Genomic DNA, 24,402 nt, shown 5'->3' with positions numbered 1-24,402 from the left:
CAGAAAATAAATATAAAGAGGCATTCCATGCCAACCACGTTAACCACCCGGGCTCTCCCTGTAGAGCCCTTGTCTGCCGAAGCTTTCAAACCCTTCGGCGATGTGATCGAAGCCTGTGGTGACGCCATGATCATCAATCAGGGCCGCTGTCGTAAGTTTAACGATCTCACCCGAATTCAAACCGATGCCGTGGGGGAAGTGGCTATTCATATTTACCACACGCAAGCCATCAAACAGCCCTACCAACTGGATTTGCTGGAACGCCACCCTCTGGGCAGCCAGACCTTTATGCCCCTGGAGCAGCAGCCGTTTTTGATTGTTGTTGCTCCTGATAACCACTCGGAGCCGGACTTTAATCATATTCGCTGTTTCATCACTGATGGTTCCCAGGGCATTAATTACCATCCGGGCACCTGGCATCATCCGCTACTCTCTGCCGGTGACGGAATCTCCTATCTGGTGATTGACCGGGCCGGGCCAGGACACAACTGTGACGAAGTTTTAATCCCTGCCCACCTTTCCCTGACCGTGGGAGCACCCTTATGACGAGCACTGCAACTACCCCTGTTTTCTGGCGTGCTTCTGTACTCCACTTTCTGGACGATCCCGATAAGGGAGAACAAAGCTGGGAATACTTTGACGACGGTGGACTATTGGTTGAGTCGGGTTGTATCAAAGCCTGCGGCCCTGCCAAGAACTTATTGCAAGAACTGCCGGAAGACTGTGAAATCAGAGACCTTTCAGGCAGGCTGATCATACCGGGATTTATCGATACTCATGTGCACTATCCCCAGCTGGAAGTCATGGCAGGTTGCGGAGTGCAACTGCTGGACTGGCTGGAACAGTATACTTTTCCTGCTGAAGCCCGCTTTTCAGATCCTGAATATGCCCGGGACATTGCAGAGTTGTTTCTGGATCAGTGCCTGAACAGTGGAACGACTACCGCACTGGTTTTTGGCACAGTCTCTCCCCAATCAGTTGATGCTTTCTTTGAAGCTGCGCAAAAGCGCAAGATGCGTATGATTGCCGGCAAGGTCATGATGGATCGCAATGCGCCAGACTACCTGCTCGACACCCCGGAAAGCAGCTATGAAGAGTCAAAGCAACTGATTGATCGCTGGCACAACAAGGGTCGATTGTCTTATGCCGTCACTCCCCGCTTTGCTCCAACCTCTTCTTCCGAGCAGCTCACCCTGGCTGGAAGACTGCTCAGAGAACATAACGGTCTCTACCTGCATACCCACCTGTCTGAAAACCCCAAAGAAATAGAGTGGGTTCAGGAACTGTTTCCTGACAGTAAAAATTATCTGGATGTTTATGACCAGCACGGTCTGCTGGGTCCCCGCTCGATCTTTGCCCACTCCATCCATCTGTGCGACGAGAGTTGGGAGCGAATGGCTGAAAGTGATTCATCCATTGCCTGCTGTCCGGGTTCCAACCTGTTCCTGGGCAGCGGTTTATTCCGTTTTTCTAATGCTAAAAACAAAAATATTCGTGTCGGGCTGGGCACAGACGTGGGTGGTGGCACCAGTCTTTGTCTGTTGAACACGATGAAAGACGCTTATCAGGTATCTCAGTTGGGTGAGAATACGATATCTCCTCTTCAAGCTTTCTACCTGGCCACTCTGGGTGGGGCCAGAGCCCTGCATCTCGATGACCGCATTGGCAGTTTCCGGGTCGGCAACGAGGCAGACTTTCTGGTGCTTAATCCCGAAGCCACACCTTTGTTGAAATTCAGAACAGAGAAAACACAAACACTTGAAGAGTTGCTGGGTGTACTGATGGTAATGGGTGACGACCGGGTCATTGAAAAAGCCATTATCATGGGCCAGGAAACTCGAGGAAGAAGCTGAGTATGGAATCCTATATACAAGACTGGTTGAACCTGATTTTTCGATGGTTGCACGTCACAGCAGGTATTGCCTGGATTGGTGCCTCCTTTTACTTCAACTGGCTGGAAGGCCGGTTGGAAAAAGCTCCTCAGGCAAAACAGAAAAAAGGTATTAAAGGGGAATTATGGGCTGTGCACGGTGGTGGCTTCTATGAAGTAAACAAATACCATCTGGCACCGGAGAAAATGCCGGAAACCCTGCACTGGTTCAAATGGGAAGCTTATGTTACCTGGCTCAGTGGCTTTGGCCTGCTGGCCATCATCTACTACTGGGGAGCAGAAAGTTATCTGCTGTCGTCAGACTCTTCACTGTCCCCGGCCTCAGCTATTGCGGTCAGCCTATTCAGCCTGTTCGTGAGCTGGCTGGCTTATGACTTTCTTTGCCGAACGCCATTGTTTAAAAATGAAAGACTGTTCAGCGCGGTACTCTTTGGGCTGATTGTTTTTGCCGCCTGGGGATATGCGCAACTGTTCAGCGACAGAGCAGCTTATATCCACGTTGGTGCCCTGATCGGAACCCTGATGGTGGGTAATGTCTTCCGGATTATCATCCCGTCCCAGAGGAAGCTGGTTGACGCAGCACAAAGAGGTGATAACAGCTTTGATCCGGCCATTGCCCAACATGCACTGCTTCGCTCCAGGCACAACAACTACTTCACCCTGCCGCTGTTGTTTATCATGATCAGCGGCCATTACCCAATGACTTATGGTCATGACTGGAACTGGGCGATTCTTGCTGCCCTGTCGCTGGCTGCGATTCTGATCCGACACTTCTTTAACCGTCGTAACCAGGGTGCTGTATTAACCTGGCTCTGGCCTGCCGCTGCCGTTGTCATGTTGAGTCTGGCGTTTGTTATACGACCACAAATGGCTCCAATATCCGAGGTTGCAAAAGCACCCGCTTTTGACAAACAGGAAATTGTCGAGATTGTCACCAGCCGCTGTTCTACCTGTCATGGGGCCAAGCCAACTGACCCTCTCTTCCAGACAGCGCCAGGTGGCCTGATCTTTGACGATTATGAATCCATCGCCAGCAAAGCGGACAAAATCTACAGTCAGTCCGTTCAGACACAGATCATGCCACTGGCAAACCGTACAGAGATGACGGAAGAAGAACGCCAGCTTCTGGGGCAGTGGTATCAGCAGCTGAAATCTGAATAGGAGAACAAGGTCACAGTTTTCATCACCCCGGGCTCTGTCAAAAACAGAGCCCGGGGTGTTATTGTTATTCCAATGCTTTTTCCTTGCCCTTTTTTTCACCCCCGAGCAGCTTTCATTGTATAAGATTGAGACAGTCGTCACTGACTTTTAAATGGCCATTAATGGAGACAGACATGAAGAAATGGCAGTGTGTTGTTTGCGGTTTTATCTATGACGAAGAACAGGGCTGGCCTGATGAGGGGGTTGAGCCGGGTACTCGCTGGGAGGATGTTCCTGAAGACTGGCACTGTCCTGACTGTGGTGTCGGCAAAGAAGACTTTGAAATGGTCAAAATTGGCTAATTTGGTCGAAATAATCCGATTCCCGTGTTTTTCACGAGAAAGCCTATTGCTCTAACCTTTACAGTGTTTTAGTCTGTTCATGACTGCTTATCCATCGGAAGAAAGAAAAACAAGAAGGAGTGCATGACACCATGCGTAAACCAGAACTCGTTAACGCCATTGCCGATCAGGCAGATCTGACAAAAGAACAAGCCAATCAGGCACTCAACGCCATGATTGAAGTCATAACCTCCGCTCTGAAACAAGAAGACACTGTCAGCCTTGTAGGCTTTGGTACATTCCTGCAACGCAGCAGAGCCGCACGCACAGGTAAAAACCCGCAAACAGGAGAGCCGATTCAGATTGCTGCCAGCAATACGGTCGCCTTCAAACCAGGTAAATCATTGAAAGACGCAGTTAACGGCTGATACCGGCTGAGCCCAATAATACCCGAGGTTGCTCTGCTTACAGAACAACCTCATTTATTGAAACCTTTCTTTTTCCAGACAGCCAGAGCCTCTCTGAGTATCTTCCCAGCAGCCAGAAACTAAGCGCCAGCAATGCAAAAAACAGTGCTGTATTTATCTCTTCCCAAGCGTACTCAAAGAACCGGGTATACAGATTCAGCAACAAAAAGGAGATTCCGCTGATTCTCAGAATAGAGTCATCTCTGCAAAAACCGATAAACATCGCCAAACCTGACGCTGCCGCCATGGCCAGTCGCCATAACCAAAGCTGCATTTCTGATGCCTCAAGGGCTTTAAGCCCGTAGTTGTAATTACTCGTCATGGACAAAATCCACAAGCACACGAAAAGCATCATTAAGGAAATAAACTGAGTCACATCAAAAAAGGCTCTGGTTCGTTTAAAAAAGGGCAGGCCATAGCCCAACAGAAGAACCACCAAACTGAAGAAAAGAAATCGCAAGGGATAGCTCATCCCGAAAAACGGCTGATAGTAACCACCAGCCCAGTAAGTCGTTTCAGCAAAAAACCAGAAAGCCAATGCTCCTAGACACAAAACCCAGAGCAACAGCGATTCCAGCAGTAACGCCAGCACCAGATAGATCACGGCACCAAGAAGTAATAGCAGCGAATAGTGGCCACTTCCTGTATAAACGGCCCGACCCAGGTAGTAAATGGAAGCCGCTGTGGATGCAGCGCCCAGAAAAAAAACAAGCTCCTGACTAAAGACACGGCCTGTCTGACGGGACTTGAACCAACCGCCAAACAGATAAAAACCAACTGACAACGCAGCAAAAAACAAACTTCGGGTGCCGTCCTGAAGAGTCAATAAACGCTCCAGCCATGCCATCAGAGCCTCATCCATAACCACCGCTAACAGGGATAGCACCATGGAAGACAATGCAGCCCAAAAAGCGTATTGAGCCAACATACGCCACTGAAAGGAGTGCACGTCCAGAGAGTCCAGCAGGGCTTCCTTTTTAACTTCATCCAGAAGACCATCCCGGTACCAGTTCTCCAGTGTTGCTTGCAGAAATCGGTGCTGTTTTTCATTCACTTTCATGATGTCCTCCTAAGATGTCTTCAGGAACCAGAGCCTGTCTTTTCACAAATCATAGTGAGTAGCCTCTATCAGTCCGGGTTTACATCAAAAGCCCGCCAGACCTTCATCGTCGTTCAAATGCTTATAGCGTACATTCCGAACCCCTATTTTTCGACCGGGGTGTTGACACTTTCGCTTTAAATCCCTAACATTCGCCGCACTTGTTGACCAGCCTACTGCTGATCACAGGGCCCAGGTGGCGGAATTGGTAGACGCGCTAGCTTCAGGTGCTAGTGTCCGAAAGGGCGTGGAAGTTCGAGTCTTCTCCTGGGCACCAATCATTAACAATGATTGGGCAGGACGCAAAGTCCGTACAATTTAAGTGACAGGCCCAGGTGGCGGAATTGGTAGACGCGCTAGCTTCAGGTGCTAGTGTCCGAAAGGGCGTGGAAGTTCGAGTCTTCTCCTGGGCACCAATCCTCAAGATCTTGTCGTGTGATTCATGGCAAGAAAACCGGTAAAATTCCCGGCTCTCTCATCTCTCTTCCTTTTTATTCTCTCGCATCACTTACTTGCTGGTTTTTCCGGATATGAGCCTTCTTCACTTCCAGTATTTTGTGGCCGGATACTAATCCTTCATGGTCAGGCAAGCATTTGGCTTTCAGATCGTGGAAGTACCATCTTTCTGTAAACAGTTCTGATGTATACCCGCACTACGCCAGTAAATCAGCGGCTGTCGTAGACAAGCCGCTGGATTTTGGTATTAGATGACGTGGTTATTTTTTGAGATGATTCACGATGATGGCGAGTGTTTCTTCAATCTTGTCAAAGCGCTTATCGTGCTCATCGAAGCGTCCATCAATCCTGTCAAAGCGCTTATCGTGTTCGTCGAGTCGTTTATCAATCCTGTCAAAGCGCTTATCGTGTTCGTCAAAGCGCCTATCGTGTTCTTCAAAACGTTCATCGACTCTCTTGAAACCTGCAAGTGTCGCTTGTGTCAATGCCGAAAGATCAGATTTAACCCTGATAACCTCAGATTTGACCCCTGCAATATCCAACTTTAAGTCTGCAATGTCATGCTGGTTAGTCATTGTAATGCTCTGTGTGTCTGCGCAAACCTTCACCAGACTGTGCATGTTAGCGTCCATCTGTCTATGTTGCTCCTCAAGTCTTTCAACTCTTGCCTCAAGGCTCATACATTTACCTTTACAGTTTATTGTGTGAGCGATGAGCATAGTAGACAATCGAGGCCGTCACGAAGGCACTTGGCAAAACTATAGACCACCTGCTCACAGGCATCGGCTGACGCCTACAGCAGGTTGGCATTCATTGCTGTTAAAAAATGTGCCTCGTCAAAAAAATAAGAAACCTGTTTCTCTGGTGGTGCATATGATTCGCAACAGCAGCACTCGCCAGGACCGGGTGCTCGACCTGTGTGGAGGCTCAGGCACTACCCTGATTGCCTGCGAAAAACTCAAAAGACAAGCCCGGCTCATGGAACTGGACCCAAGATACTGCGATGTGATTATCAAGCGGTGGCAGGAATTCACCGGGCAAGTGGCCAAGCATGAGAATGGACAGGAGTTCAAAGCATGACATGGAAGCAGCGCATCACAGGCCAGGGTACCGAGGATCCCCAGAAGCTATTAGTGAACCCAGACAACTGGCGAGTCCACCCGCAGTCCCAGCAAAGAGCAATGAAAGGCGCACTCGATGAGTTGGGATGGATTCAGCAAATCATCGTTAATCAGCGAACGGGCCGTTTGATAGATGGCCACCTGCGTGTAGAGCTGGCCAAAAAACACAAAGCCAAAGAAGTGCCGGTCATTTACGTCGACCTCACAGAGGAAGAAGAGAAACTGGCCCTTGCCACCCTGGACCCTATCAGCGCTCTGGCAGACAGCAACGCAGAAATGCTCGAAGCCTTGCTGAGCCAGGTTGAAACAGACAACGATGGACTGCTGGAACTGCTGGCAGAACTTGAGCCGGATTATCCACAAGACACAGAAACAGTCGTAGCAGAAGAACCCGAAGAAGAAATACTCAGCGCACCTAAGGTCACGCAATCAGGTGACATTTGGCAGATCGATGAACATCGGCTCATGTGTGGCAGCAGCACAGATCCACAAAGCGTTGATCTATTGATGGACGGCCGCAAAGCACGACTCTGTTTTACCAGCCCGCCCTATGGCAACCAGAGAGACTACACCACAGATGGTATCAGCGACTGGGACAAATTAATGACCGGCGTCTTTGGAGGAAGCACCCTCGGCAGTGCTCTGCACAAAAGCGGCCAGGTGTTAGTTAACCTTGGATTGATACACCACAAAAATGAGTGGTTGCCTTACTGGAAGGACTGGCTAGAGTGGATGAGTATCGGTGGCTGGCGAAGGTTTGGTTTATACGTTTGGGATCAGGGACCCGGTATGCCGGGTGACTGGGCAGGCAGATTTGCCCCTGCCTTTGAGTTGATCTTTCACTTCAACAAGCAGAAGCGAAAACCCAACAAGATTGTACCCTGCGAAGGTGCCGGTGAAGTCAGCCATGATAGAAATGCCGGCGGAATTCGACAAGTCGATGGTGATGTCGGTGGCTGGACCCATGCTGGCCAACCCATCCAAGACTTTAAAATACCGGACAGCGTTATCCGAATCATGCGTCAGAAAGGCAGTATCGGCGATGGCATCGATCATCCGGCGGTCTTTCCAGTCGCACTGCCTCAGCACTTTATCGAAGCCTTCACAGACGAGGATGATATTTGCTATGAACCATTCTCAGGATCAGGGACCAGTCTGATCGCCGCTGAGCAAGCTGGCCGAAAAATGTATGCAATGGAACTGGCACCTGAATACTGCGATGTGGCACTGGAACGTTTCAGGCGAAAGTATCCGGATGTAGAAATCATCCACAGTCAAAGCGGTCAATCGCTGGATGATTTGATTAAGAGCCGGAATTAAAAACTTCTAAAGACCGAGCAGCACAGGCATGGAAAAGAAAGCATTCACAATAGTCACCAGTCAGGCAGTCAAAGATTTTATGTTTTGAAAGTGTTAATAGATAACTTATCTGTATGGATTTATACAGTAAAAATAACCACACACATAACCTCAGGGATTAGAAATGTTAAACAAAAAAATAAACACGGGGAACTAAATGGATAGACAATGATCTAAAACTATAAGTTATTTGAAAAACAGAGAGAGGAGAAAGGATATGAACGGAATTACACCACCCAACACACCACCCAACACACTACCCGCCGACCCTAATAGTCCATCATCGCCTTATCAAGAGGCGACCGGTGATTGCCCTATTTGTTTCGAAGCTTTTGACGGAAGGGAAGTCAGGGTTCTCGAAGAATGCCGCCATATGTTTCACGAAGACTGCCTGAGTAAATGGCTGTCGGAAAATACAACCTGTCCTTATTGCAGACACAGTCTCGGGGACAGGGAAGCACAACCATTGCTTGACAGGCCACCAGAGCTTGGTTTGATCCAAAGCGCAACGTTTTCTCCAGATTGCCGGGAAGTCATCTACGAGAGAGCTATTGATCACTGGGCTCGGTTACATAGGTAGGAGCCGTTGTGAAAAGGCAGAACCTGATCGAAAGGCAGTTAAAACAACAATAAAAATCATCAAGAATCTAAAGGAGATAAAATAGTAAGAAAGGTTAACGCATAAGGAAGTTAACGATGAGGCCAAGGAAATGGACAAAAAACGCTTAAAAACCAGTGAGTTAAAACGAAAGTCGTTAGAACTCCGTACACTTGGTCTTTCCTACCAGCAAGTCGGCGACCAATTAGGGGTCTCCAAGACGGCTGCTTACAAGGCAGTGAAGAATGCTCTGCAAGAGATTCAGGAAGAAACTCGTCAGCTGGCCAAGCTCAACAAGACCCTCGATCTACAACGACTGGACTGGATTATCAGAGAGGCCATGAAGCTGGCTCTCAAGGGTGATCTGCAGGCCATGGACAGAATCATGAAAGCCATAGACCAGCGAGCCAAGATCTACGGCTTTGAGGCACCCCAGAAGATAGCTCACACAACACCCGATGGCGAAGAGATACAGCAAGGCGTTGTTGTTGTTCCGACCCCCATGGCACTGGAAGACTGGATCAAGCATTACCACCAGGACGAGCAGGAACAAGAGTGATCACCTGGTCACCGCCCGGTCCGCAGACGGCACTGCTCACCTGTCCCATCGAAGACATTCTATACGGCGGTGCCCGTGGTGGTGGCAAGACCGATGGTTTTCTGGGCAAGTGGCTGATGCGAAGCCAGCACTATGGCGGCAAAAGCAAAGGGCTCTTTGTGCGACGCAGCATGCCAGAGCTGGATGAGGTGATAGGCCGCAGCCAGGAGATATTCACACCACTGGGAGCCACCTGGAAAGCCCAGAAAAGCACCTGGATCATGGCCAACGGAGCCATGCTCCGACTCAGAAGCCTGGAGCGGGATGCCGATGCAGGCAAATACCAGGGACACAGCTACACCGATATCTACATAGACGAAGGCGGCAACTTTCCAGACCCAGCGCCCATCGACAAACTGAACGCCACACTGCGTAACCCCTACGGTATTCCCTCCAGCTTCAATGTCAGTGCCAACCCGGGCGGACCCGGCCATGAGTGGATCAAGAAACGTTACATCGATCCGGCTCCATTGGGTATGCGTCCAGTGACGGATGAAAGCAGCGGCGAGAAGCGTATTTATATCCCCAGTCGTCTGGAAGACAACCAGCTACTGATGCAGAACGACCCGAAGTATATCGCCAGAATACGCAAGTCAGGTCCCTCCTGGCTGGTTCAGGCATGGCTGAAAGGTGACTGGAACGCTACACCCGAAGGCGGCCTGCTCAAGGCACAGTGGTTCAAGCGGTACAACGTTCAGCCCTCGGAATTTTTGCGTGTTATTCAAAGCTGGGATACCGCTTATAAACCAGAACAGGTGAACGATCCCAGTGTCTGCACCACCTGGGGCGAAACACGACAGGGATGGTACCTGCTGGATGTCTTCAGAGAACGTATGGAGTACCCGGCACTGGAGCGGGCAGCAGCCAGCTTATACGAAGCCTGGCGGCCACAGGGCGTCCTGATAGAAGACAAGGGCAGCGGCCAAAGCCTGATTCAGGAGCTGAAAGCTGGCGTGGATATGAACCAGAGCAAAGTGCGTATTCCGGTGATTGCCATAGGTCCCAAGGGCATCAACAAAGTGGATCGAGTTATCGCCGTATCAAGCCTGTTTGAAGCAGGCATGGTTTTTCTGCCAGAAGTGGCTCCCTGGTTATTGGACTAAGAGATCGAGCTGACCATCTTCCCTCTGGCACCTCACGATGATCAGGTGGGCAGCACCAGTCAGTTTCTCAAGTGGGCCCATGAGAATCAGGCCAGCTTTGACTTTGCCGCCAGCGGTAAGAAGCGGGTGGGAGCAGAAGCTCTGGGCGACAGCAGAATCGACTCCGATAGAGGTTACGGCAGTGTGCGAGGCAACAACGACTTCAGAGGATACTGATGACATTTGATGAATTGATAGAGGCTACGGATCTGGACTCGGCACTCATGATAAGAGACATGAACTTCAAAGCCTGGTACTGCACCATTGGGAAGTTTAGAGATCAGTGCGAAGCTCTGGAGGCTCTGGGTTTTCTGGAACGTGGTGAGAACATTAAAGGGATGCCCTATCCGAAGTGGCGGAAGATTCAGCAGCTCAGCGGATGACAGCATTAAGCGGACGCGGGCAGAGCTGATTTTATTTAGAGAATGTCTCCTGCTGAAGCCGAGCCGCCAAAGGCGGCGTCGGGTGGGCGAAGAGAACGAACTGGGAGTATTTATTATGCGGCATTGCCCCTGTTTGTTCTGATGAATGAACAGACTGATAACCTTGTCGCTTATATCGGTGATAAAAAAAGCAGGCTGCTCCGATGACTGAAGGGCCAGCGTCAGCGACTCCCAGACAATGCTGCTATTATGTTGCATTTGTACTGAGGTAAGCGATGTCGTTAGAGACATACACTGGCAGAGTGTTACTGGAGTTCCTAGATAAGCATGATAAAGGGAACCCGTTTTTTTACATGAAATTGGGCAGGGTGAAGGATGAGCCTAAATCGTATTGGGGACAGAAGTTCAATAACCTTGCTCAGTTACATGTAAGACTGACAAGACTTAATTCAGCGGCATAATGCCAAATTCAGGGTCGCCAATGGCGTCCCTTGGTATTTTTTGTTAGCATTCGGACTATTTTGAGCTGCTGGCTTTTGACTGCACCTCAGAAACTGACTCACTTTTATCCTCAAAGTGCTCTAGTAGCTCTCGCTTAATTCTATGATATTCACCCACAGCACTATCTTCAAAAGCTAAAACTTCGATTGTTCCACCAAAATTAAGAACTATTGATTTCCGACATTCATCACAGCCCACACCACCAAATGAAAAGCTATGCTCTAGATTTTCACAAATCTTGAAAGAACAAAGAGATTCTGGATTTATATAATATTCATGTAATATTCCCTGAGCATAACCTTCGGTCTTTACAAGACTATTGAACTCGTAATAGAAAACATCATCTCTGTTTTTGATACTGATAAGCATTACTTATTTACTCCATGTTGGAATCTTTATATTTATAGTCGAATAGTGAAAGAACAGTGTGATTGTTGTAGAGAATGCTAACGCCTCATTCAGGTACGCCGTAGGCGTCAACATGGAATGACTTGGCATGTGTTGGTAAACCGGAGAACCAAGTCACCAAAGCCCCAAATGAATGTGCCAAGAATGACTGATATATGCGCAAAATATTGAGCGCATTTCTCTCCATCTGTCAGGAGAACAGCATTACCTACAGCCCCCAATGAAATTCGCCCATCCGGTTTATGGGATGTATTTTTTTGACCTTTTGTGGAAATTTTATACTCAAGTACGACTGCAAATAAGGTTAAAACTGCTCCAGTTCTACCAAACAAGGTCATTGAAGCGGTATAACCCAAAAGGTCTGTAATCAAAGCGATTACAGATACTATCCACGCTACGATTAAAATGAAAATTGCGGGTTTCAAACTTACTCCTTAGACACATAGCACTGGATATGCCGTACATAAGGTATAATATCATCACCGACCATACCAAGAAGGATACTATCATGGCAGGGAAAGCCAGTCTCGGAGAAATCGCAAAGGCCGACCATGGCATACGCATGGCCAAGGCTTATACGTCACTGTTACTGTCAAACCCTGACACTGTCTTACAACAACGAGGCCGTGACCTAAAGCTTTACGAAGAGATCCTGCGTGATGACCAGGTAAAGTCCTGTTTCCAGCAAAGACGTCTGGCTGTCACACAGTCAGAGTGGGATGTAGAGCCTGCCAGTGAAAGTCCTGAAGATGTAGCAGCCGCAGAGTTTATCAAACAGCAACTTACTCAGCTGGTGTTTGATGATATTACCGACAAGATGCTGTACGGCGTTTTCTATGGCCTCTCGGTAGCAGAATGTCTCTGGCAAACAGATGGTCATCGGATCACCCTGGACACGGTCAAGATCAGGGACAGGTCCCGTTTCAAGTTCGATGTGCAAAACCGCCTGAGACTGATCAACGTCCAGAACCCCAACGGCAAGCTGATGCCTGAGAATAAGTTCTGGGTCTTTTCAGCCGGTGCTGACCACAGTGATAACCCTTACGGCCTCGGTCTGGCTCATGCGCTCTACTGGCCCACCTTCTTCAAGCGCAACGGCATTAAGTTCTGGCTGATCTTTCTGGAGAAGTTCGGCATGCCCACTGCAGCGGCCAAGCTGCCACCCGGACAGGCACAAGATCCCATCGAACGAGACAAAGCATTGGCGGCATTAGATGCCATACAAACCGACAGCGGCATAGTGGTACCGGACAATATTGTCATCGAGCTGATCGAGGCGGCTCGATCCGGCACCGCAGACTATGACGTGCTCTGTCAGCGTATGGACAAAGCCATCAGCAAAGTCATCCTCAGCCAAACCATGACCACTGACGATGGCAGCAGTCGCAGCCAGGCTGAAGTCCATCAGGGAGTAGCTCGCTCGGTTATCAAGAGTGATGCAGACCTGGTGTGTGAGAGCCTGAACCAGCAAGTCATCAAATGGCTGACTGAATGGAACTTTCCTAACGCCACCCCACCCCGAGTCTGGAGAAACACCGAGCCTGAAGAAGATCTGATGCAACGGGCAGAACGGGACAACAAGATCAGTACGCTCGGCTACGAGCCTTCCGAAGAATACATTACAGAAGTCTACGGCCCCGGCTGGAAGAAAAAAGAAAGCAGTCCTCTGCCGCCTGTGGGGAAAGGCTCACCGGAGCTACCTGCGGAGTTTTCGGAGATTAGTAGTCTGACTCAGAAACGAGCAGCACATCGGGCCGATATGCAGGCCATTGTGGATGCGGCTGAGTATTTGGGAAGTCAGTATAAGGAGATGTATGGCAAGCGGGTGGAGCAGTTGCTGCAATATATGGAGGAAACCGGGGATGTAGAGACGTTCAGGGAAAATCTAACCCAGATGATGGAAGAGCCGCCTGCTAATGAGGCGGTAGAGCAGGTGAGGAATGCTTCGTTTTTTGGGAGGTTGATGGGGGGTATTCAAAAATCGACATGAAGAGAGTGCATAAAACAAAATGCTTTCTGACTCATATTGCTGTCATAAGCAGATCGAACTCTGTACTAAAAAAAAAGAAGACCTGAGCGATAGAACGAATATCTGCATATTTAGAGGATACCTTCATGGAAATTGGTTCAATCTCAACAAACCGATACAATACAGCAGCTACAGGTGTTGCAAAAAACCCTCTTTCAGCATCTCAGACTCCTTCAGGTAATAAAGAAGTTCAAGTTCAGATCAGTCAGCAAGCAAGGGATTTGAGTAAGATCAGTACAAAACAGGCATACACATTAAATCCTAAAGAGATCGAGTATTATAAAAACAACCCAAGAGAAGCTGCTGTTGACGCAAAACAATTTGCCTATGGTATTAATTTTCTCCTTGTTCCAGCACCAACCAGCCCAAGAATCGCTGACCATAAGTACCTGGATGGAACACCGGTCACTGACACTAGCTACAGACCAAAATTCGAAGCTGAGGCTGATTTCTTCAGGCAACAGAGAATCGAATTGTATGAAAAAGAAAGGGCTGAAGGCACCTCATCTATTGAGATCATGAAAAAAATATTCGATCTGTATGCTAACCTGCCAGAGAGCTTCAAACTGAAGATAGGGTATATTTGAGATGGGACATTAAAAGGTGAGAATGCTGGTTCTCACCTCAAAAAATCCAGGATCAATTGTTACTTGTCCAGTTCACGATAATGTTATTTGTCATACCAAAAGGTACTGGCGAAATGTTACCGCTACCAGGCACACCGAAAGCAAAATAGTACTCTGCGTTTGCAGAGCGTCCCCGGAAAGCCTCACTACCAGCTGATTGATAGCCAGATACGTTTAAACAACCACCGATAGTATCGCAGAGATATACAATCAGCCCTGCCGGTTTATTGGCAATGTTCCAGTTCCACTGAACAAGAGTCACTGTGGCATTGGTTGGAATGGAAGTTGTAGATCCCATCAAAGAGGAAATATAGTACTACCCTCTAAGATACATAGTCGGTCCAGTCACAGAGTCAGCCCATGCTCCAGTAATAGTGGAGGCGTTAAAAGGCTGTGCCATCAGACCAAGGGCAGGAGCAGCATTAGCATCACCAAGCAATTCAAACTTATGCTTTTTCATTGGGATGGATTCTGAAGCATTAGAAGTGATGGAGAACGTCAGAGAAGAAAAAATCAGAATCAACAAAGCAAAAAAGTTGCGATTAAGCAATTTCATTGGTCTCATTCCTTTGAGATTTTAGGTAGGAATAAAAAAAGGTAACGGAATATTCCTGACTGATCAAGAAAAGCCACAGCAAAGAAGCTCCTACTACCAGAGGAGCTTTTTATGGCCACAGAGATTTTTAACTTTTTTGAACTCACGACTTCATTTGGCCTCAAGCCCGAAGATGCTATCCGCCACTTCCAAAGCAAAGGATTAACCACCAGCTTCAGCTGGATGGACATGATCGGCGAAGAAAACGACGCAGCACTGACAGTGGCCAAGATGATGGACAACGATCTGCTGTCCACGGTTGAGAAGCATCTGGACAAGGCCATCGACGACGGTCTTACCCTGAACGAATTCAAACGACAGATGATCCCCAGACTGCAGAAAGCTGGCTGGTGGGGCAAAAAGGATGTGGTCGACCCGCTCACCGGCAAAGTCATCAAAGCGCAGCTGGGCAGTGCCTCCCGTCTGGAGAACATCTTCAGAACCAATCTCCAAAGCGCCTATGCGGTAGGTCAGTGGCAGAGTATCGATGCCAACAAGGAAACCGCTCCCTACCTGATGTACGACGCAGTAGAAGATCATCGGACCCGACCAGAACATCAACAGTGGAACGGCACTGCTCGACCCGTGGATGACCCTTTCTGGCAGACTCACTACCCGCCCAATGGCTGGAATTGTCGCTGTGGCGTCATTCAAATGACCCGTGATGAGATGAAACAGCAGGGCATTAGTCTCTCACCCAAACCCAAGATCAAGAAGCGGTTATGGACAAACTCCAGAACAGGCAAAGTACGCAACGTCCCTGCTGATCTTGATCCCGGCTGGGATCATAACCCCGGCAAACGCAGACTTGATCATCTGAAACAGGTCAAGCAAGAAAAAATCGGTCAGCTGACCATCGCCCAACAACAAGCCAACAAAGTCAGTGACCAGGCTATCAAAAAAGCCCAGCAAGCCTACATGACCCAGCTGGCAGCAAACCAGGCTCTGAAAAAGCTGGGCCAGTCAGAAATCGATGGTGCTTTTGAACGGCAGAAGAAGAAAACACTGGAGAGAGCTGCTCAGCACCAGCTGGATACTGCCATCAGTGAGAATACACCCTATCTGGCCAATGCTATCAAGCAGCTGAACAAGCAGAAAGGCAGTGCCGGACTCAGCTCCACAGAGCTATTAGCCAAAGCAAAAACGAAAGCCACCAGCATCGAGCAATCCGTACTCCTGAATCAGTACAAAAAAGCCAAGGTCAGTGACAAGCAGCCCAGTTCCAAAGCTCAGGCAGCCTACGACAACCTCCCGGGAGAAGCTCAGTTAGCCATTGACGATGCCATCGAATTAAAGACAGGCCAATATCAGGCAAAGGCAACTCTGAAAGACATTAAAGACAACCCAAAGGGACAGACACTCAAGCACCAGATACTGCAAAAGCTCGAGAAGTCAGGTGAGGCAGAAAATCTGACTCCGGTGAAACTGCTCCAGCTGGTGGAAGAACAATACAAACTTGAGCAAGCGAAGAAAGAAGTCGCTGCCAAGTTATCTGGCTACAAGAAAAAAGTGCTGGAAGGCAAGCTGCCAACACCCGGACAGCAAGCTGCTTTCAACAGCCTGGATGATGCAGCGAAAGATACGTTTCTGGCCAAAGTGGATGTGGCCAAGAAAGCTGCTGCCAGTGAGCCAGTAGTCACAGTACCGAAAAAGACAAAGCAAACCACCTCAAATCCGGTCGAGAAAACAGACCCAGCACCCACCACTGTGGAGCCACAGGCAAAAGCGCCGGAGTGGTCAAACCTTACCAAGATCGGCAACCAGAAAGGCTCCAACCCGGGAGGCATCTACCAGGACACAACGACAGGCAAGAAGTACTACGTCAAAGAACCCGCCAGCGAGGACATCGCTAGAAATGAAGTATTAGCAGCCAAGCTCTATGAAGCTGCAGGCGTAGATGTGCCAACCCTGCATCTGATGAAAGAAGGCAAAACAGTACGCATTGCCTCCGAGATCATAGAAGACCTGCAGCAGGATGGCAGTCAGCTGGCCAGCGGGAAAATTCAGGGAATCAACGACAACTTTATGGTGGATGCCTGGTTAGCCAACTGGGATGTGGCCGGTCTTGGTTATGACAACCTGCTCATCAAAGGCAGCAAGGCCATTCACATCGATGTGGGTGGAGCCCTTCGCTATCGAGCCCAGGGAGGTCAGAAAGGGCAAGCATTCGGCAAGGAAGTACTGGAAATTGAGAGCCTGAGAGACACGGGCATGAACCCTCAGTCAGCAGCGGTCTTTGCCAATGTCACTAAAGACGACATGGTGACAGGTGCCAGGAAAGTACTGAGCCTCAGCAGGCAACAAATAGAAGAAATGGTAGAAGCCTACGGACCGACCACGAAACGTGAGCGAACCAAACTGGTCAACACATTGGTGGCCAGGCAAAAAGACATAGCTAAACAATTCCCTGAAGCCGTCCAGAAAAAACAGGCTCAGCCAACAATCAGCACTCCGATCACTCGCCTGGAACATGAGCAGATCAAGAACAGTCGATCCAACGGTTATGCCATAGCCACTGACAAAGGCGATATTGAAGACCACAACGTCCTTCTATATCACAAGCAAAGCCCGGAAGGTAAACAGCAAACAGGTGCCTATTTCAAACTCATGCCTACTGCTATGAGAAAGCTGGAAAGAACACTCAGCCAGACTCAAGATGGCAAGCAGTATGACGACCTTCATGGCTTAATCATCAAAGCGGTTAAGTCAGTCGCCCACAGAGCAGACAACGACATGGCACTGGAACCTCATGTTTTTGGATATATTGATGCTGCTATTGAACGATACGAGGAGATTAAAAAAATACTCACAGAAGACGTTGCTAAGAAACTTCGTCCTAATAAAGATTTGATGGAGTTCAATAAAAAGACAGGGCCCTTCATTAGTCAACTGTCGCAGGTTCGAACAAACCAGGTATCTGGCGAGATACCGAGCTGGGACAAAAACTTGGGATTCTACGAGAAGTTCACTATTAAACCAGCCAAGTCCGACACAAAGACTAGTGGCCTGCAGTGGCAGAAGAAGAACACTGAGTATGGCCTTTCAAGCTTCGACAGAGGTCACCAGAGACATGGGAAATCAAAGGAGTTAGTGGGTACCAGCCATTACGAAACTAAAGTGAATGGTGCCACCATACGCTTTTGGCCCCAGGGAGAATATGACGTGCGCTTTGCCCTGCAGGGCAGGGTGGAAATTGAGGTACCCGGCAATAAGCAGGACGATGCACTCAAGATCTTTGATGCCATCACTGAACTGGGCATAGACAGCCAGCGGACTTCTGCACTGGATATTGAGGAACTCTATCTTGATAAGCTGTCCTACATCCACAAGCAGGATAAGAAACTGTCCAACCTGACCAAGGGAATGGATGACCAGCAGGAACGCATAGATCTGAAGCTCAGTTCACTCAGCGAAACATTAGAGTTGGATCTAAAGAACAGCCCTTCCTATCAACCCATGGGGCAACATCAGGCATTCGGTCATGGTCGCAGAGTTCACTATCGACCTGAGGTTCTGGAAGACAAAGCCTTTAAAGGTTTTGAAAAGGACTATCGAATATTCCATGAGAATACTGCTGAGAAAAACATCGTTGAAACCCTGAAGAACGTCCTCAGCTCAGGCGGTCAGATGGCATCTACCACCGATAAAATCCGTAGAGGCATAAAGCTGGGTGGAATGTCGTACTCCGAAGACCTGTACTCTGGTGGTGCCAACTACTTCTTTACCAGGATTCGAAAAAAGAATACCGCATACGAGAAAGAGGGATTCGTCTGGAAATCAAAACAGGCAGCCAGAGTGGATGCCATATCCTACAGTCACGATGCCTACGGTCGTACTGCTGATCATTACGTTCAACAGCACAGAAAAACAGATATCAGGCAACTCAAAGCCATATCAAAAGAACCAATTAATTTGGTAAGTTTTTGAATTATAAGGCTGTGGTAGTATCTTCAGGTGCTAGTGTCCGAAAGGGCGTGGAAGTTCGAGTCTTCTCCTGGGCACCAATCCTCAAGATCTTGTCGTGTGATTCATGGCAAGAAAACCGGTAAATTCCCGGCTCTCTCATCTCTCTTCCTTTTTATTCTCTCTCATCCCTTACTTGCTGGTTTTTCCGGATTTGAGTCTTCTTCACTTCCAGTATTTTGTGGCCGGATACTAATCCTTCATGGTCAGGCAAGCATTTGGCTTTCAGATCGTGGAAGTACTATCTTTCTGTAAACAGTTCTGATGTATACCTGCACTACGCCAGTATATCAGCGGCTGTCGTAGACAAGCCGCTGGATTTTGCTATTAAATGACGTGGTTATTTTTTGAGATGATTCACGATGATGGCAAGTGTTTCTTCAATCTTGTCAAAGCGCTTATCGTGCTCGTCGAAGCGTTCATCAATCCTGTCAAAGCGCTTATCGTGTTCGTCAAAGCGCTTATCGTGTGCGTCGAGTCGTTTATCAATCTTGTCAAAACGCTTATCGTGTTCGTCAAAACGCTTATCGTGTTCGTCAAAACGCTTATCGTGTTCGTCAAAACGCTTATCTTGTTCGTCAAAACGTTCATCAACTCTCTTAAAGCCTGCAAGTGTTGCTTGTGTCAGTGCCGAAAGATCAGATTTAACCCTGATAACCTCAGATTTGACCCCTGCAATATCCAACTTTAAGTCTGCAATGTCATGCTGGTTAGTCATAGCAATGCTCTGTGTGTCTGCGCAAACCTTCACCAGACTGTGCATGTTAGCGTCCATCTGTCTATGTTGCTCCTCAAGTCTTTCAACTCTTGCCTCAAGGCTCATACATTTACCTTTACAGTTTGTTGTGTGAGCGATGAGCTTAGTAGACAATCGAGAATGTCACAAAGGCACTTGGCAAAATTATTGACCGCCTGTTCACAGGCATCGGTTGATGCCCAGAGCAGGGTGGCATTCATTGCTGTTAAAAGATTTTTGACCCGCCCAGTGTGACCTGCATTATTTTGACATCCTCCACGACTGATTCAAAGAAATCAGTGGTGAAGGATGTCAAACACTACAATGTCTGACTACGCAGACCAGGCTCCTTACCCGCCACCTTGGTGCACAGTTGTATTTCATTGGCAGACAAAAAGTTGCCTCTTTGCTTTATAAAGCGAGTACGGATCAGTGCAGACCTGCTTAAGAAATGACATTATTTACAGGCAATCCCTAATGAAGTGCTGAAGGCTTTTTATAAAATGACATGTTATTCATTCCGAACCTCATTCGGTATTATCAACATGATAGATTTACTGCAAAACACTACAAGCCAAGCCATGACCACCACCTCAGATTTTTACCAGAAAAATGCGCTGCAATTTTATAGTTCAACTGTTGGCGTTGATGCTCGGGAACTTTATAAGTTTTTCCTACCATTGATTCCCAATGGAGGGCATATCCTTGACGCTGGTTGTGGTTCAGGCCGGGATGCCAGAGCTTTTCTTAACCGGGGCTACAAAGTCACTGCATTTGATGCCAGCGCCAATCTTGCAGCAATGGCCTCTCAGCTAACGGGTCTGACAGTTCAGACTTGCCTGTTTGATGAGTTTCAAACAAAACGACAGTTTGATGGAATCTGGGCTTGCGCCTCCCTGCTTCATGTTCCTTATTCAGATCTCGCTGCAACCATTAACCACCTGGCTGGTTTTTTGGTCCCGGGCGGCTATTTTTACTGTTCCTTTAAATACGGGCGGGGTGAGGCATTACGGGATGGACGTCATTTTACGTATATGGATGACGCTCTATTACAAAACATGCTGAGCTCAACTGAGCTATGGATTCACAACAGCTGGACCACCCGTGACCTAAGGCCAGAAAGAGCCACTGAGCAATGGCTAAATGTAATTTTAGGCCTGAATGATTAAAAGATTCTCGATCCACGAGGTTCGGGCTTTTTCCAACTATGCAGAAGTTGAAATTTAGCCTGATCGTAGCTGTGCTGGAGGAATGCTTTACGTAATGCTTTTGTTTTGCCTGTTTGTTGAATCAAAGTCTCTCTGATAGGCAGATGGCTGTTGATAAAATACTCATTTCTGGCATGAAGTCTGTACAGATAGTCAATATGTGGAAGCTGAGCAAACTTACCATCCTCCCCTCTGTTACAGCTCTGACAGGCAAGAACAAGGTTCCAGATACCATCAATAGTGGGTATGTACTCTCTGATTGACCATGGAAAAAAATGGTCTACATCAGCAAGGTCGGTCGCCCCTGATTGAATGGATATATGATCAAAACAGTAAAAACATCTTCCTTTCTGGTAGCCGTTCAAGCTGTCTCTGGAGCTGGTAATGTTTACCCTGCGGTCATTCAGATGAGTGAATAGTTGCTTGCTATGGTGGTCATGCTCAACACGCAAGAGATTTCTTGCAAGGCCTGACTGCCAAGCACTTTCTACCAATCGCCAACGAGCATCGGTTTCGGGTTTTATGCTGTTTATGGCTTCTGATGCCATGAGGGTGTAAAAATTTTCTGTAAGTCGGATGCCTTTGTTAGTCGTTTTACGCTCATCTATGAAAAAGCGTTTGTCGACTTCACGACGATTAACATTGTGAAAGGCGTCAATGACATTTTGAAAACCGAGTCTTACTGTTTGGGCACAGAGATAATCCTCATCAACCCTACCAAGATTGAAATCTGAACATGCTGACAGAAACTTACTGGATCTTGATGTCGTCTGTTTTGGTGCCTCTTTCAGATGCTCACAGATATGGCGAGAGAATGGGCCTGCCAGCTGTTCCAGAGAGATAAAATCATCGCTTGAGTTGGACAACTCATAAAGAGAACAGGCAAGGGCAAATTTGTAAGAAGCTACATTGTTGCCGAAAAGAATAATGCTGCGCCAGTAATTATCAAGCGATGGTTCAACATCGTAAAATTGAGACACTGCACCCCCCCAGATCGTCCATAAATGTGTGGAAAGGCATTATTTAATACTTTTTGAAGTTATAATTTTATATGTAATTATATTTAATTATATGTAGATATTGCTACACAAGTACCAGGTAGTCTTCGGATCGATTTTTGATTAAAGAGGTAAAGGAAATCAGCAGTAGAAGGTGTTACTGATGAACTGAGCTCGATTTTGGCTCTCTTGAAATTTTTAGAAGATTCCCGTTGGTGAGTTTTACAGAGTGCTTTGCTGAGTTCTCGCAAAAGACAAATGTCGTTCACTCTGATAGATGCTGACTATGCTATCCGGCCTTTTTCGTAGGTATGTGATCGCGATTCATCCCAATATTTTAAAAAGAATGTTAATCACCGTAGAAACCTGAAACTGCCACTGACAGAGCCGCGCTATCGCTTTTCTTCAGTAGCTAATCGTCTTAAGCCTCCAATGAAGATGCAGTTGTAATGGCGACCTGCTTTCAAAAGAGGCCAATGTCACAGGTTTTCAGGGTGTCTGGTCGCTTTGGGTTCTATCATCAGCTTCATAAAGGGCTGACAGGACTCAGGTTAGATAACAGGCATTGTTCAGATACTTTGCCCTGATATTATTCAGCACCTGATCACCGGATAGTGTTTTGCCCTCTGACTCATCTTTAGCACCGAAAGACAATAGCTTCAGCAGTGCGATAGCTTCTTGCCTGCGCTCTCTATTCTCAAAGGATTCAATGATGTAAACCTTGCCATTTGGTTTCAAGACGATTCGCTCTTTCAAGTCCGGGTTAGCCGCTTTCTTTTTACGAAGCTGAACGGTTCAATTCTCATCACTTTGCCTCTTGTCTGTGGCCTATTGGTCCATATATATCTTTTACTATCGGGATGTGACTATTTACTCTTGCACGGCTTTAAGCTTTCATCGATTAAAAACCATCGGGCCTACTCTAGAAAGACTTGGCTTTCTAACCTGGAATCTTCAATGGAACTTAATACCTGGCTGACTTTTCTGGCCGCAACCATCATTATCAGCTTAACGCCGGGAGCCGGTGCGGTTAATACCATGGCCAACGCCATTCGCTCAGGGCTGATCCGGACCCTGCCATCCATCATGGGACTCCAGGTCGCTCTGATTATATTTCTGATTGTCGTCGCTGCCGGTCTTGGGGCCATCCTTGCAGCCTCAGAGACACTGTTTACCCTGATCAAGTGGACAGGCGCTCTTTACCTGATTTTCCTGGGCATCATGAAATGGCGTGAAGCACCCAATGAGTTTTCGGTCGAAAGCCAAATCCGCACCAGCAAGAAAAAATCCTTTGCCAGTGCCATTCTGGTGAATCTGACTAACCCCAAGGCCATTGTTTTTCAGGCGGCTTTCCTGCCGCAGTTTATTGATCCTGCTCTGACACTCTGGCCCCAATACCTGATTATGGGAATCACTATGATCCTGGTTGATAGCCTGGTCATGCTGGGTTACGCCAGCTTCGCCCTAAAGCTGATGCCATTTCTGAAAAAATACGGGAAGCTGCAAAACCGACTGTTTGGCTCAATGTTTATAACCTGCGGCGGGCTTCTGGCTGCCAGTCAGCGATAACTGTTCCAACGCACTATGGCCAATGTCTCACAAAAGGAAGGGGAAACCTCCGGTTTCGGAAAATACCTAGCCATGGATAATAGGAATCGTCAGCAGGGAACAGGACGTTCGTAAAGTCAGGAAGACTTTAGCTGACAAGGATTACTTCAGGCAGGACGCCTCGGGATACTCAGGAAGACTTGAATACCGCAGGAAGCGGACAAAGCAGGAAGCTTTGAAGTCAGCATTCAGATGGGAAGTAAATTGAGGCAGGACGCCTGAAGTGGTCAGGAAAGACCAGGATAGCAGGATGCTCGTTTCAGAGCAGGAAGAGGTTTCACAAGGATCGTACAAAAAGCAGACCGCAGGGTCTGTTTTTTGTACCCGGTGTTATTGACAAAGAACCTGCTCATACATATTATGCACCTCGTTCTTTGCCGGTATAGCTCAGTTGGTAGAGCAACTGACTTGTAATCAGTGGGTCCCGAGTTCGACTCTTGGTGCCGGCACCATATACAGCAAAGCCCGTAGCGTTAGTGAACACTACGGGCTTTTTTCTATCTGTCGATTTGGTCCCCATATTGGTCCCCGTTTCTGTCGGACTGTAGCGGCATTACATGGGAATGAAACCGATATTTATCAGCCTATCTTCGCTCTCTCCTGTCGGTATTCAGAAATATTAAAAACAGGCAGTCCACATCTGCAGTTACCCCAGACTGGTCCGGGTCCTTTCTGACCTAATTGCTGCGGGTGTGAAAGACTGCTACCCGTTTCCGCTTCTGGATAGACAAGCAAGCTTGTAATTACGGGAATTTCCACATTTAACAAAGCGGAAACGGAACCGGCCTAAAGCAGAGCCACGCAAACTGAAAACACCGCGACCTTTCGCACCCGCAGCAATTAGACCAGAAAGGACCCTGACGAATTCATAACCTAAGCGGGAATTCCCGCTCTGCATTACTCACAAATCACCAAATCGGATTTTTTAATTTTGTACACATAAAAATCTACCTGGGGCGACGGTCACTATCCTATAAAGCTTTAGAGATTTTCTTACCCCCCCCCTTCCCTGTCGTCAGCTTCGCCAGCTCTCAGGCCAGTAGAAGCAAGGGCTTGATAGAGCTGCTGCTGACGACCATAGAACACAGGAATTTTGCCAATTCCCGCGCATCCGTTCCCCCGTGGCTATGCCGAT

General features: G+C 47.9%; 26 protein-coding genes and 3 tRNA genes. 20 read left to right on the top strand and 9 right to left on the bottom strand.

The features are described 5' to 3' along the window. Positions 1-27: 27 nt before the first annotated feature. The 5 genes from ACOJUN_RS09275 to ACOJUN_RS09255 all read left to right on the top strand — a co-directional run bounded on the left by ACOJUN_RS09275 (position 28) and on the right by ACOJUN_RS09255 (position 3,800). Entirely contained in the window at positions 28-546 is a 519-nt protein-coding gene (locus tag ACOJUN_RS09275; RefSeq protein ID WP_422136350.1) for an ureidoglycolate lyase, read from the top strand. After that, complete coding sequence (guaD, locus tag ACOJUN_RS09270) at positions 543-1,853, top strand: guanine deaminase (RefSeq protein ID WP_422136349.1); 1,311 nt, start codon at positions 543-545, stop codon at positions 1,851-1,853. Before ACOJUN_RS09275 ends, guaD begins: the two co-directional genes overlap by 4 nt. Before the next feature lie 2 nt (positions 1,854-1,855). Further along, the gene (locus ACOJUN_RS09265) at positions 1,856-3,052 is read left to right on the top strand and encodes a urate hydroxylase PuuD (RefSeq protein WP_422136348.1); all 1,197 of its coding nucleotides are present in this window, start codon (positions 1,856-1,858) and stop codon (positions 3,050-3,052) included. A gap of 173 nt (positions 3,053-3,225) precedes the next feature. Continuing rightward, the gene (locus tag ACOJUN_RS09260) at positions 3,226-3,393 is read left to right on the top strand and encodes a rubredoxin (RefSeq protein ID WP_422136347.1); all 168 of its coding nucleotides are present in this window, start codon (positions 3,226-3,228) and stop codon (positions 3,391-3,393) included. 131 nt (positions 3,394-3,524) lie between these two features. After that, the gene (locus tag ACOJUN_RS09255) at positions 3,525-3,800 is read left to right on the top strand and encodes an HU family DNA-binding protein (protein WP_422136346.1); all 276 of its coding nucleotides are present in this window, start codon (positions 3,525-3,527) and stop codon (positions 3,798-3,800) included. Positions 3,801-3,837: 37 nt separating this feature from the next. Here the strand turns inward: ACOJUN_RS09255 and ACOJUN_RS09250 are convergent, their stop codons facing one another. Beyond that, positions 3,838-4,899 (bottom strand): hypothetical protein, encoded by a 1,062-nt coding sequence (locus ACOJUN_RS09250; RefSeq protein WP_422136345.1) that lies wholly within the window; start codon positions 4,897-4,899, stop codon positions 3,838-3,840. A gap of 229 nt (positions 4,900-5,128) precedes the next feature. Here ACOJUN_RS09250 and ACOJUN_RS09245 point away from each other — a divergent pair. Together ACOJUN_RS09245 and ACOJUN_RS09240 are read left to right on the top strand one after the other, a co-directional pair. After that, a tRNA-Leu gene (locus tag ACOJUN_RS09245) sits at positions 5,129-5,215 on the top strand. Positions 5,216-5,267: 52 nt separating this feature from the next. Then, positions 5,268-5,354 (top strand) — tRNA-Leu (locus tag ACOJUN_RS09240). Positions 5,355-5,654: 300 nt separating this feature from the next. On the opposite strand, the gene ACOJUN_RS09235 is transcribed toward ACOJUN_RS09240, so the two are convergent. Then, positions 5,655-6,074 carry a hypothetical protein gene (locus ACOJUN_RS09235; RefSeq protein ID WP_422136344.1) on the bottom strand — a complete coding sequence of 140 codons (420 nt, stop codon included), beginning with the start codon at positions 6,072-6,074 and terminating at the stop codon, positions 5,655-5,657. Positions 6,075-6,105: 31 nt separating this feature from the next. On the opposite strand from ACOJUN_RS09235, the gene ACOJUN_RS09230 reads away from it, so the two are divergent. From ACOJUN_RS09230 to ACOJUN_RS09200, 7 genes are all read left to right on the top strand, one after another. Beyond that, on the top strand, positions 6,106-6,474 hold the full coding sequence (locus tag ACOJUN_RS09230) for a DNA methyltransferase (protein WP_422136343.1): 369 nt from the start codon (positions 6,106-6,108) through the stop codon (positions 6,472-6,474). Further along, positions 6,471-7,835 (top strand): DNA modification methylase, encoded by a 1,365-nt coding sequence (locus tag ACOJUN_RS09225; RefSeq protein WP_422136342.1) that lies wholly within the window; start codon positions 6,471-6,473, stop codon positions 7,833-7,835. Before ACOJUN_RS09230 ends, ACOJUN_RS09225 begins: the two co-directional genes overlap by 4 nt. A gap of 256 nt (positions 7,836-8,091) precedes the next feature. Next, positions 8,092-8,454 carry an RING finger domain-containing protein gene (locus ACOJUN_RS09220; RefSeq protein WP_422136341.1) on the top strand — a complete coding sequence of 121 codons (363 nt, stop codon included), beginning with the start codon at positions 8,092-8,094 and terminating at the stop codon, positions 8,452-8,454. Positions 8,455-8,584: 130 nt separating this feature from the next. Continuing rightward, complete coding sequence (locus ACOJUN_RS09215; protein ID WP_422136340.1) at positions 8,585-9,031, top strand: hypothetical protein; 447 nt, start codon at positions 8,585-8,587, stop codon at positions 9,029-9,031. Beyond that, positions 9,028-10,173 (top strand): phage terminase large subunit, encoded by a 1,146-nt coding sequence (gene terL / locus ACOJUN_RS09210; RefSeq protein WP_422136339.1) that lies wholly within the window; start codon positions 9,028-9,030, stop codon positions 10,171-10,173. The genes ACOJUN_RS09215 and terL overlap by 4 nt, the downstream gene beginning before the upstream one ends. A gap of 45 nt (positions 10,174-10,218) precedes the next feature. After that, entirely contained in the window at positions 10,219-10,389 is a 171-nt protein-coding gene (locus ACOJUN_RS09205) for a hypothetical protein (protein ID WP_422136338.1), read from the top strand. After that, positions 10,389-10,595, top strand: coding sequence for a hypothetical protein (locus ACOJUN_RS09200; RefSeq protein ID WP_422136337.1), 207 nt, complete (start codon positions 10,389-10,391; stop codon positions 10,593-10,595). Before ACOJUN_RS09205 ends, ACOJUN_RS09200 begins: the two co-directional genes overlap by 1 nt. A 516-nt stretch (positions 10,596-11,111) precedes the next feature. On the opposite strand, the gene ACOJUN_RS09195 is transcribed toward ACOJUN_RS09200, so the two are convergent. Both ACOJUN_RS09195 and ACOJUN_RS09190 read right to left on the bottom strand, forming a co-directional pair. After that, a complete protein-coding gene (locus ACOJUN_RS09195; RefSeq protein ID WP_422136336.1) occupies positions 11,112-11,465 on the bottom strand; it encodes a hypothetical protein in 354 nt (117 codons plus the stop codon). Positions 11,466-11,572: 107 nt separating this feature from the next. After that, positions 11,573-11,929 (bottom strand): hypothetical protein, encoded by a 357-nt coding sequence (locus tag ACOJUN_RS09190; protein ID WP_422136335.1) that lies wholly within the window; start codon positions 11,927-11,929, stop codon positions 11,573-11,575. Positions 11,930-12,012: 83 nt separating this feature from the next. Here ACOJUN_RS09190 and ACOJUN_RS09185 point away from each other — a divergent pair, with 83 nt between their 5' ends. Then, positions 12,013-13,494: a DUF935 domain-containing protein gene (locus ACOJUN_RS09185; protein ID WP_422136334.1), complete on the top strand. Its 1,482-nt coding sequence runs from the start codon at positions 12,013-12,015 to the stop codon at positions 13,492-13,494. Between the two features lie 125 nt (positions 13,495-13,619). Next, complete coding sequence (locus tag ACOJUN_RS09180; protein ID WP_422136333.1) at positions 13,620-14,120, top strand: hypothetical protein; 501 nt, start codon at positions 13,620-13,622, stop codon at positions 14,118-14,120. Positions 14,121-14,172: 52 nt separating this feature from the next. Here the strand turns inward: ACOJUN_RS09180 and ACOJUN_RS09175 are convergent, their stop codons facing one another. Further along, positions 14,173-14,457: a flagellar protein FlhE gene (locus ACOJUN_RS09175; protein ID WP_422136332.1), complete on the bottom strand. Its 285-nt coding sequence runs from the start codon at positions 14,455-14,457 to the stop codon at positions 14,173-14,175. Positions 14,458-14,475: 18 nt separating this feature from the next. Continuing rightward, positions 14,476-14,715 (bottom strand): hypothetical protein, encoded by a 240-nt coding sequence (locus ACOJUN_RS09170; protein ID WP_422136331.1) that lies wholly within the window; start codon positions 14,713-14,715, stop codon positions 14,476-14,478. Positions 14,716-14,826: 111 nt separating this feature from the next. Here ACOJUN_RS09170 and ACOJUN_RS09165 point away from each other — a divergent pair, with 111 nt between their 5' ends. After that, entirely contained in the window at positions 14,827-18,681 is a 3,855-nt protein-coding gene (locus tag ACOJUN_RS09165; protein ID WP_422136330.1) for a phage minor head protein, read from the top strand. A 376-nt stretch (positions 18,682-19,057) separates the two neighbouring features. Here ACOJUN_RS09165 and ACOJUN_RS09160 read toward each other — a convergent pair whose 3' ends face one another. Next, positions 19,058-19,540: a hypothetical protein gene (locus ACOJUN_RS09160; RefSeq protein ID WP_422136329.1), complete on the bottom strand. Its 483-nt coding sequence runs from the start codon at positions 19,538-19,540 to the stop codon at positions 19,058-19,060. A gap of 458 nt (positions 19,541-19,998) precedes the next feature. On the opposite strand from ACOJUN_RS09160, the gene ACOJUN_RS09155 reads away from it, so the two are divergent. Further along, positions 19,999-20,622, top strand: coding sequence for a class I SAM-dependent methyltransferase (locus ACOJUN_RS09155; RefSeq protein ID WP_422136328.1), 624 nt, complete (start codon positions 19,999-20,001; stop codon positions 20,620-20,622). Here the strand turns inward: ACOJUN_RS09155 and ACOJUN_RS09150 are convergent. Then, entirely contained in the window at positions 20,619-21,641 is a 1,023-nt protein-coding gene (locus ACOJUN_RS09150) for an HNH endonuclease domain-containing protein (protein ID WP_422136327.1), read from the bottom strand. The genes ACOJUN_RS09155 and ACOJUN_RS09150 overlap by 4 nt on opposite strands. Positions 21,642-22,205: 564 nt before the next feature. Next, positions 22,206-22,397 carry a hypothetical protein gene (locus ACOJUN_RS09145; protein WP_422136326.1) on the bottom strand — a complete coding sequence of 64 codons (192 nt, stop codon included), beginning with the start codon at positions 22,395-22,397 and terminating at the stop codon, positions 22,206-22,208. A gap of 219 nt (positions 22,398-22,616) precedes the next feature. Between ACOJUN_RS09145 and rhtB the strand changes: the two genes are divergently transcribed. Next, a complete protein-coding gene (gene rhtB / locus ACOJUN_RS09140; protein ID WP_422136325.1) occupies positions 22,617-23,228 on the top strand; it encodes a homoserine/homoserine lactone efflux protein in 612 nt (203 codons plus the stop codon). Positions 23,229-23,643: 415 nt separating this feature from the next. Beyond that, a tRNA-Thr gene (locus ACOJUN_RS09135) sits at positions 23,644-23,719 on the top strand. The last annotated feature ends 683 nt before the right edge of the window (positions 23,720-24,402 follow it).

Source organism: Endozoicomonas sp. ALD040, from assembly GCF_049275945.1.
Lineage (GTDB): Bacteria > Pseudomonadota > Gammaproteobacteria > Pseudomonadales > Endozoicomonadaceae > Endozoicomonas_A.
This window is presented reverse-complemented; position numbering and strand designations above follow the sequence as displayed.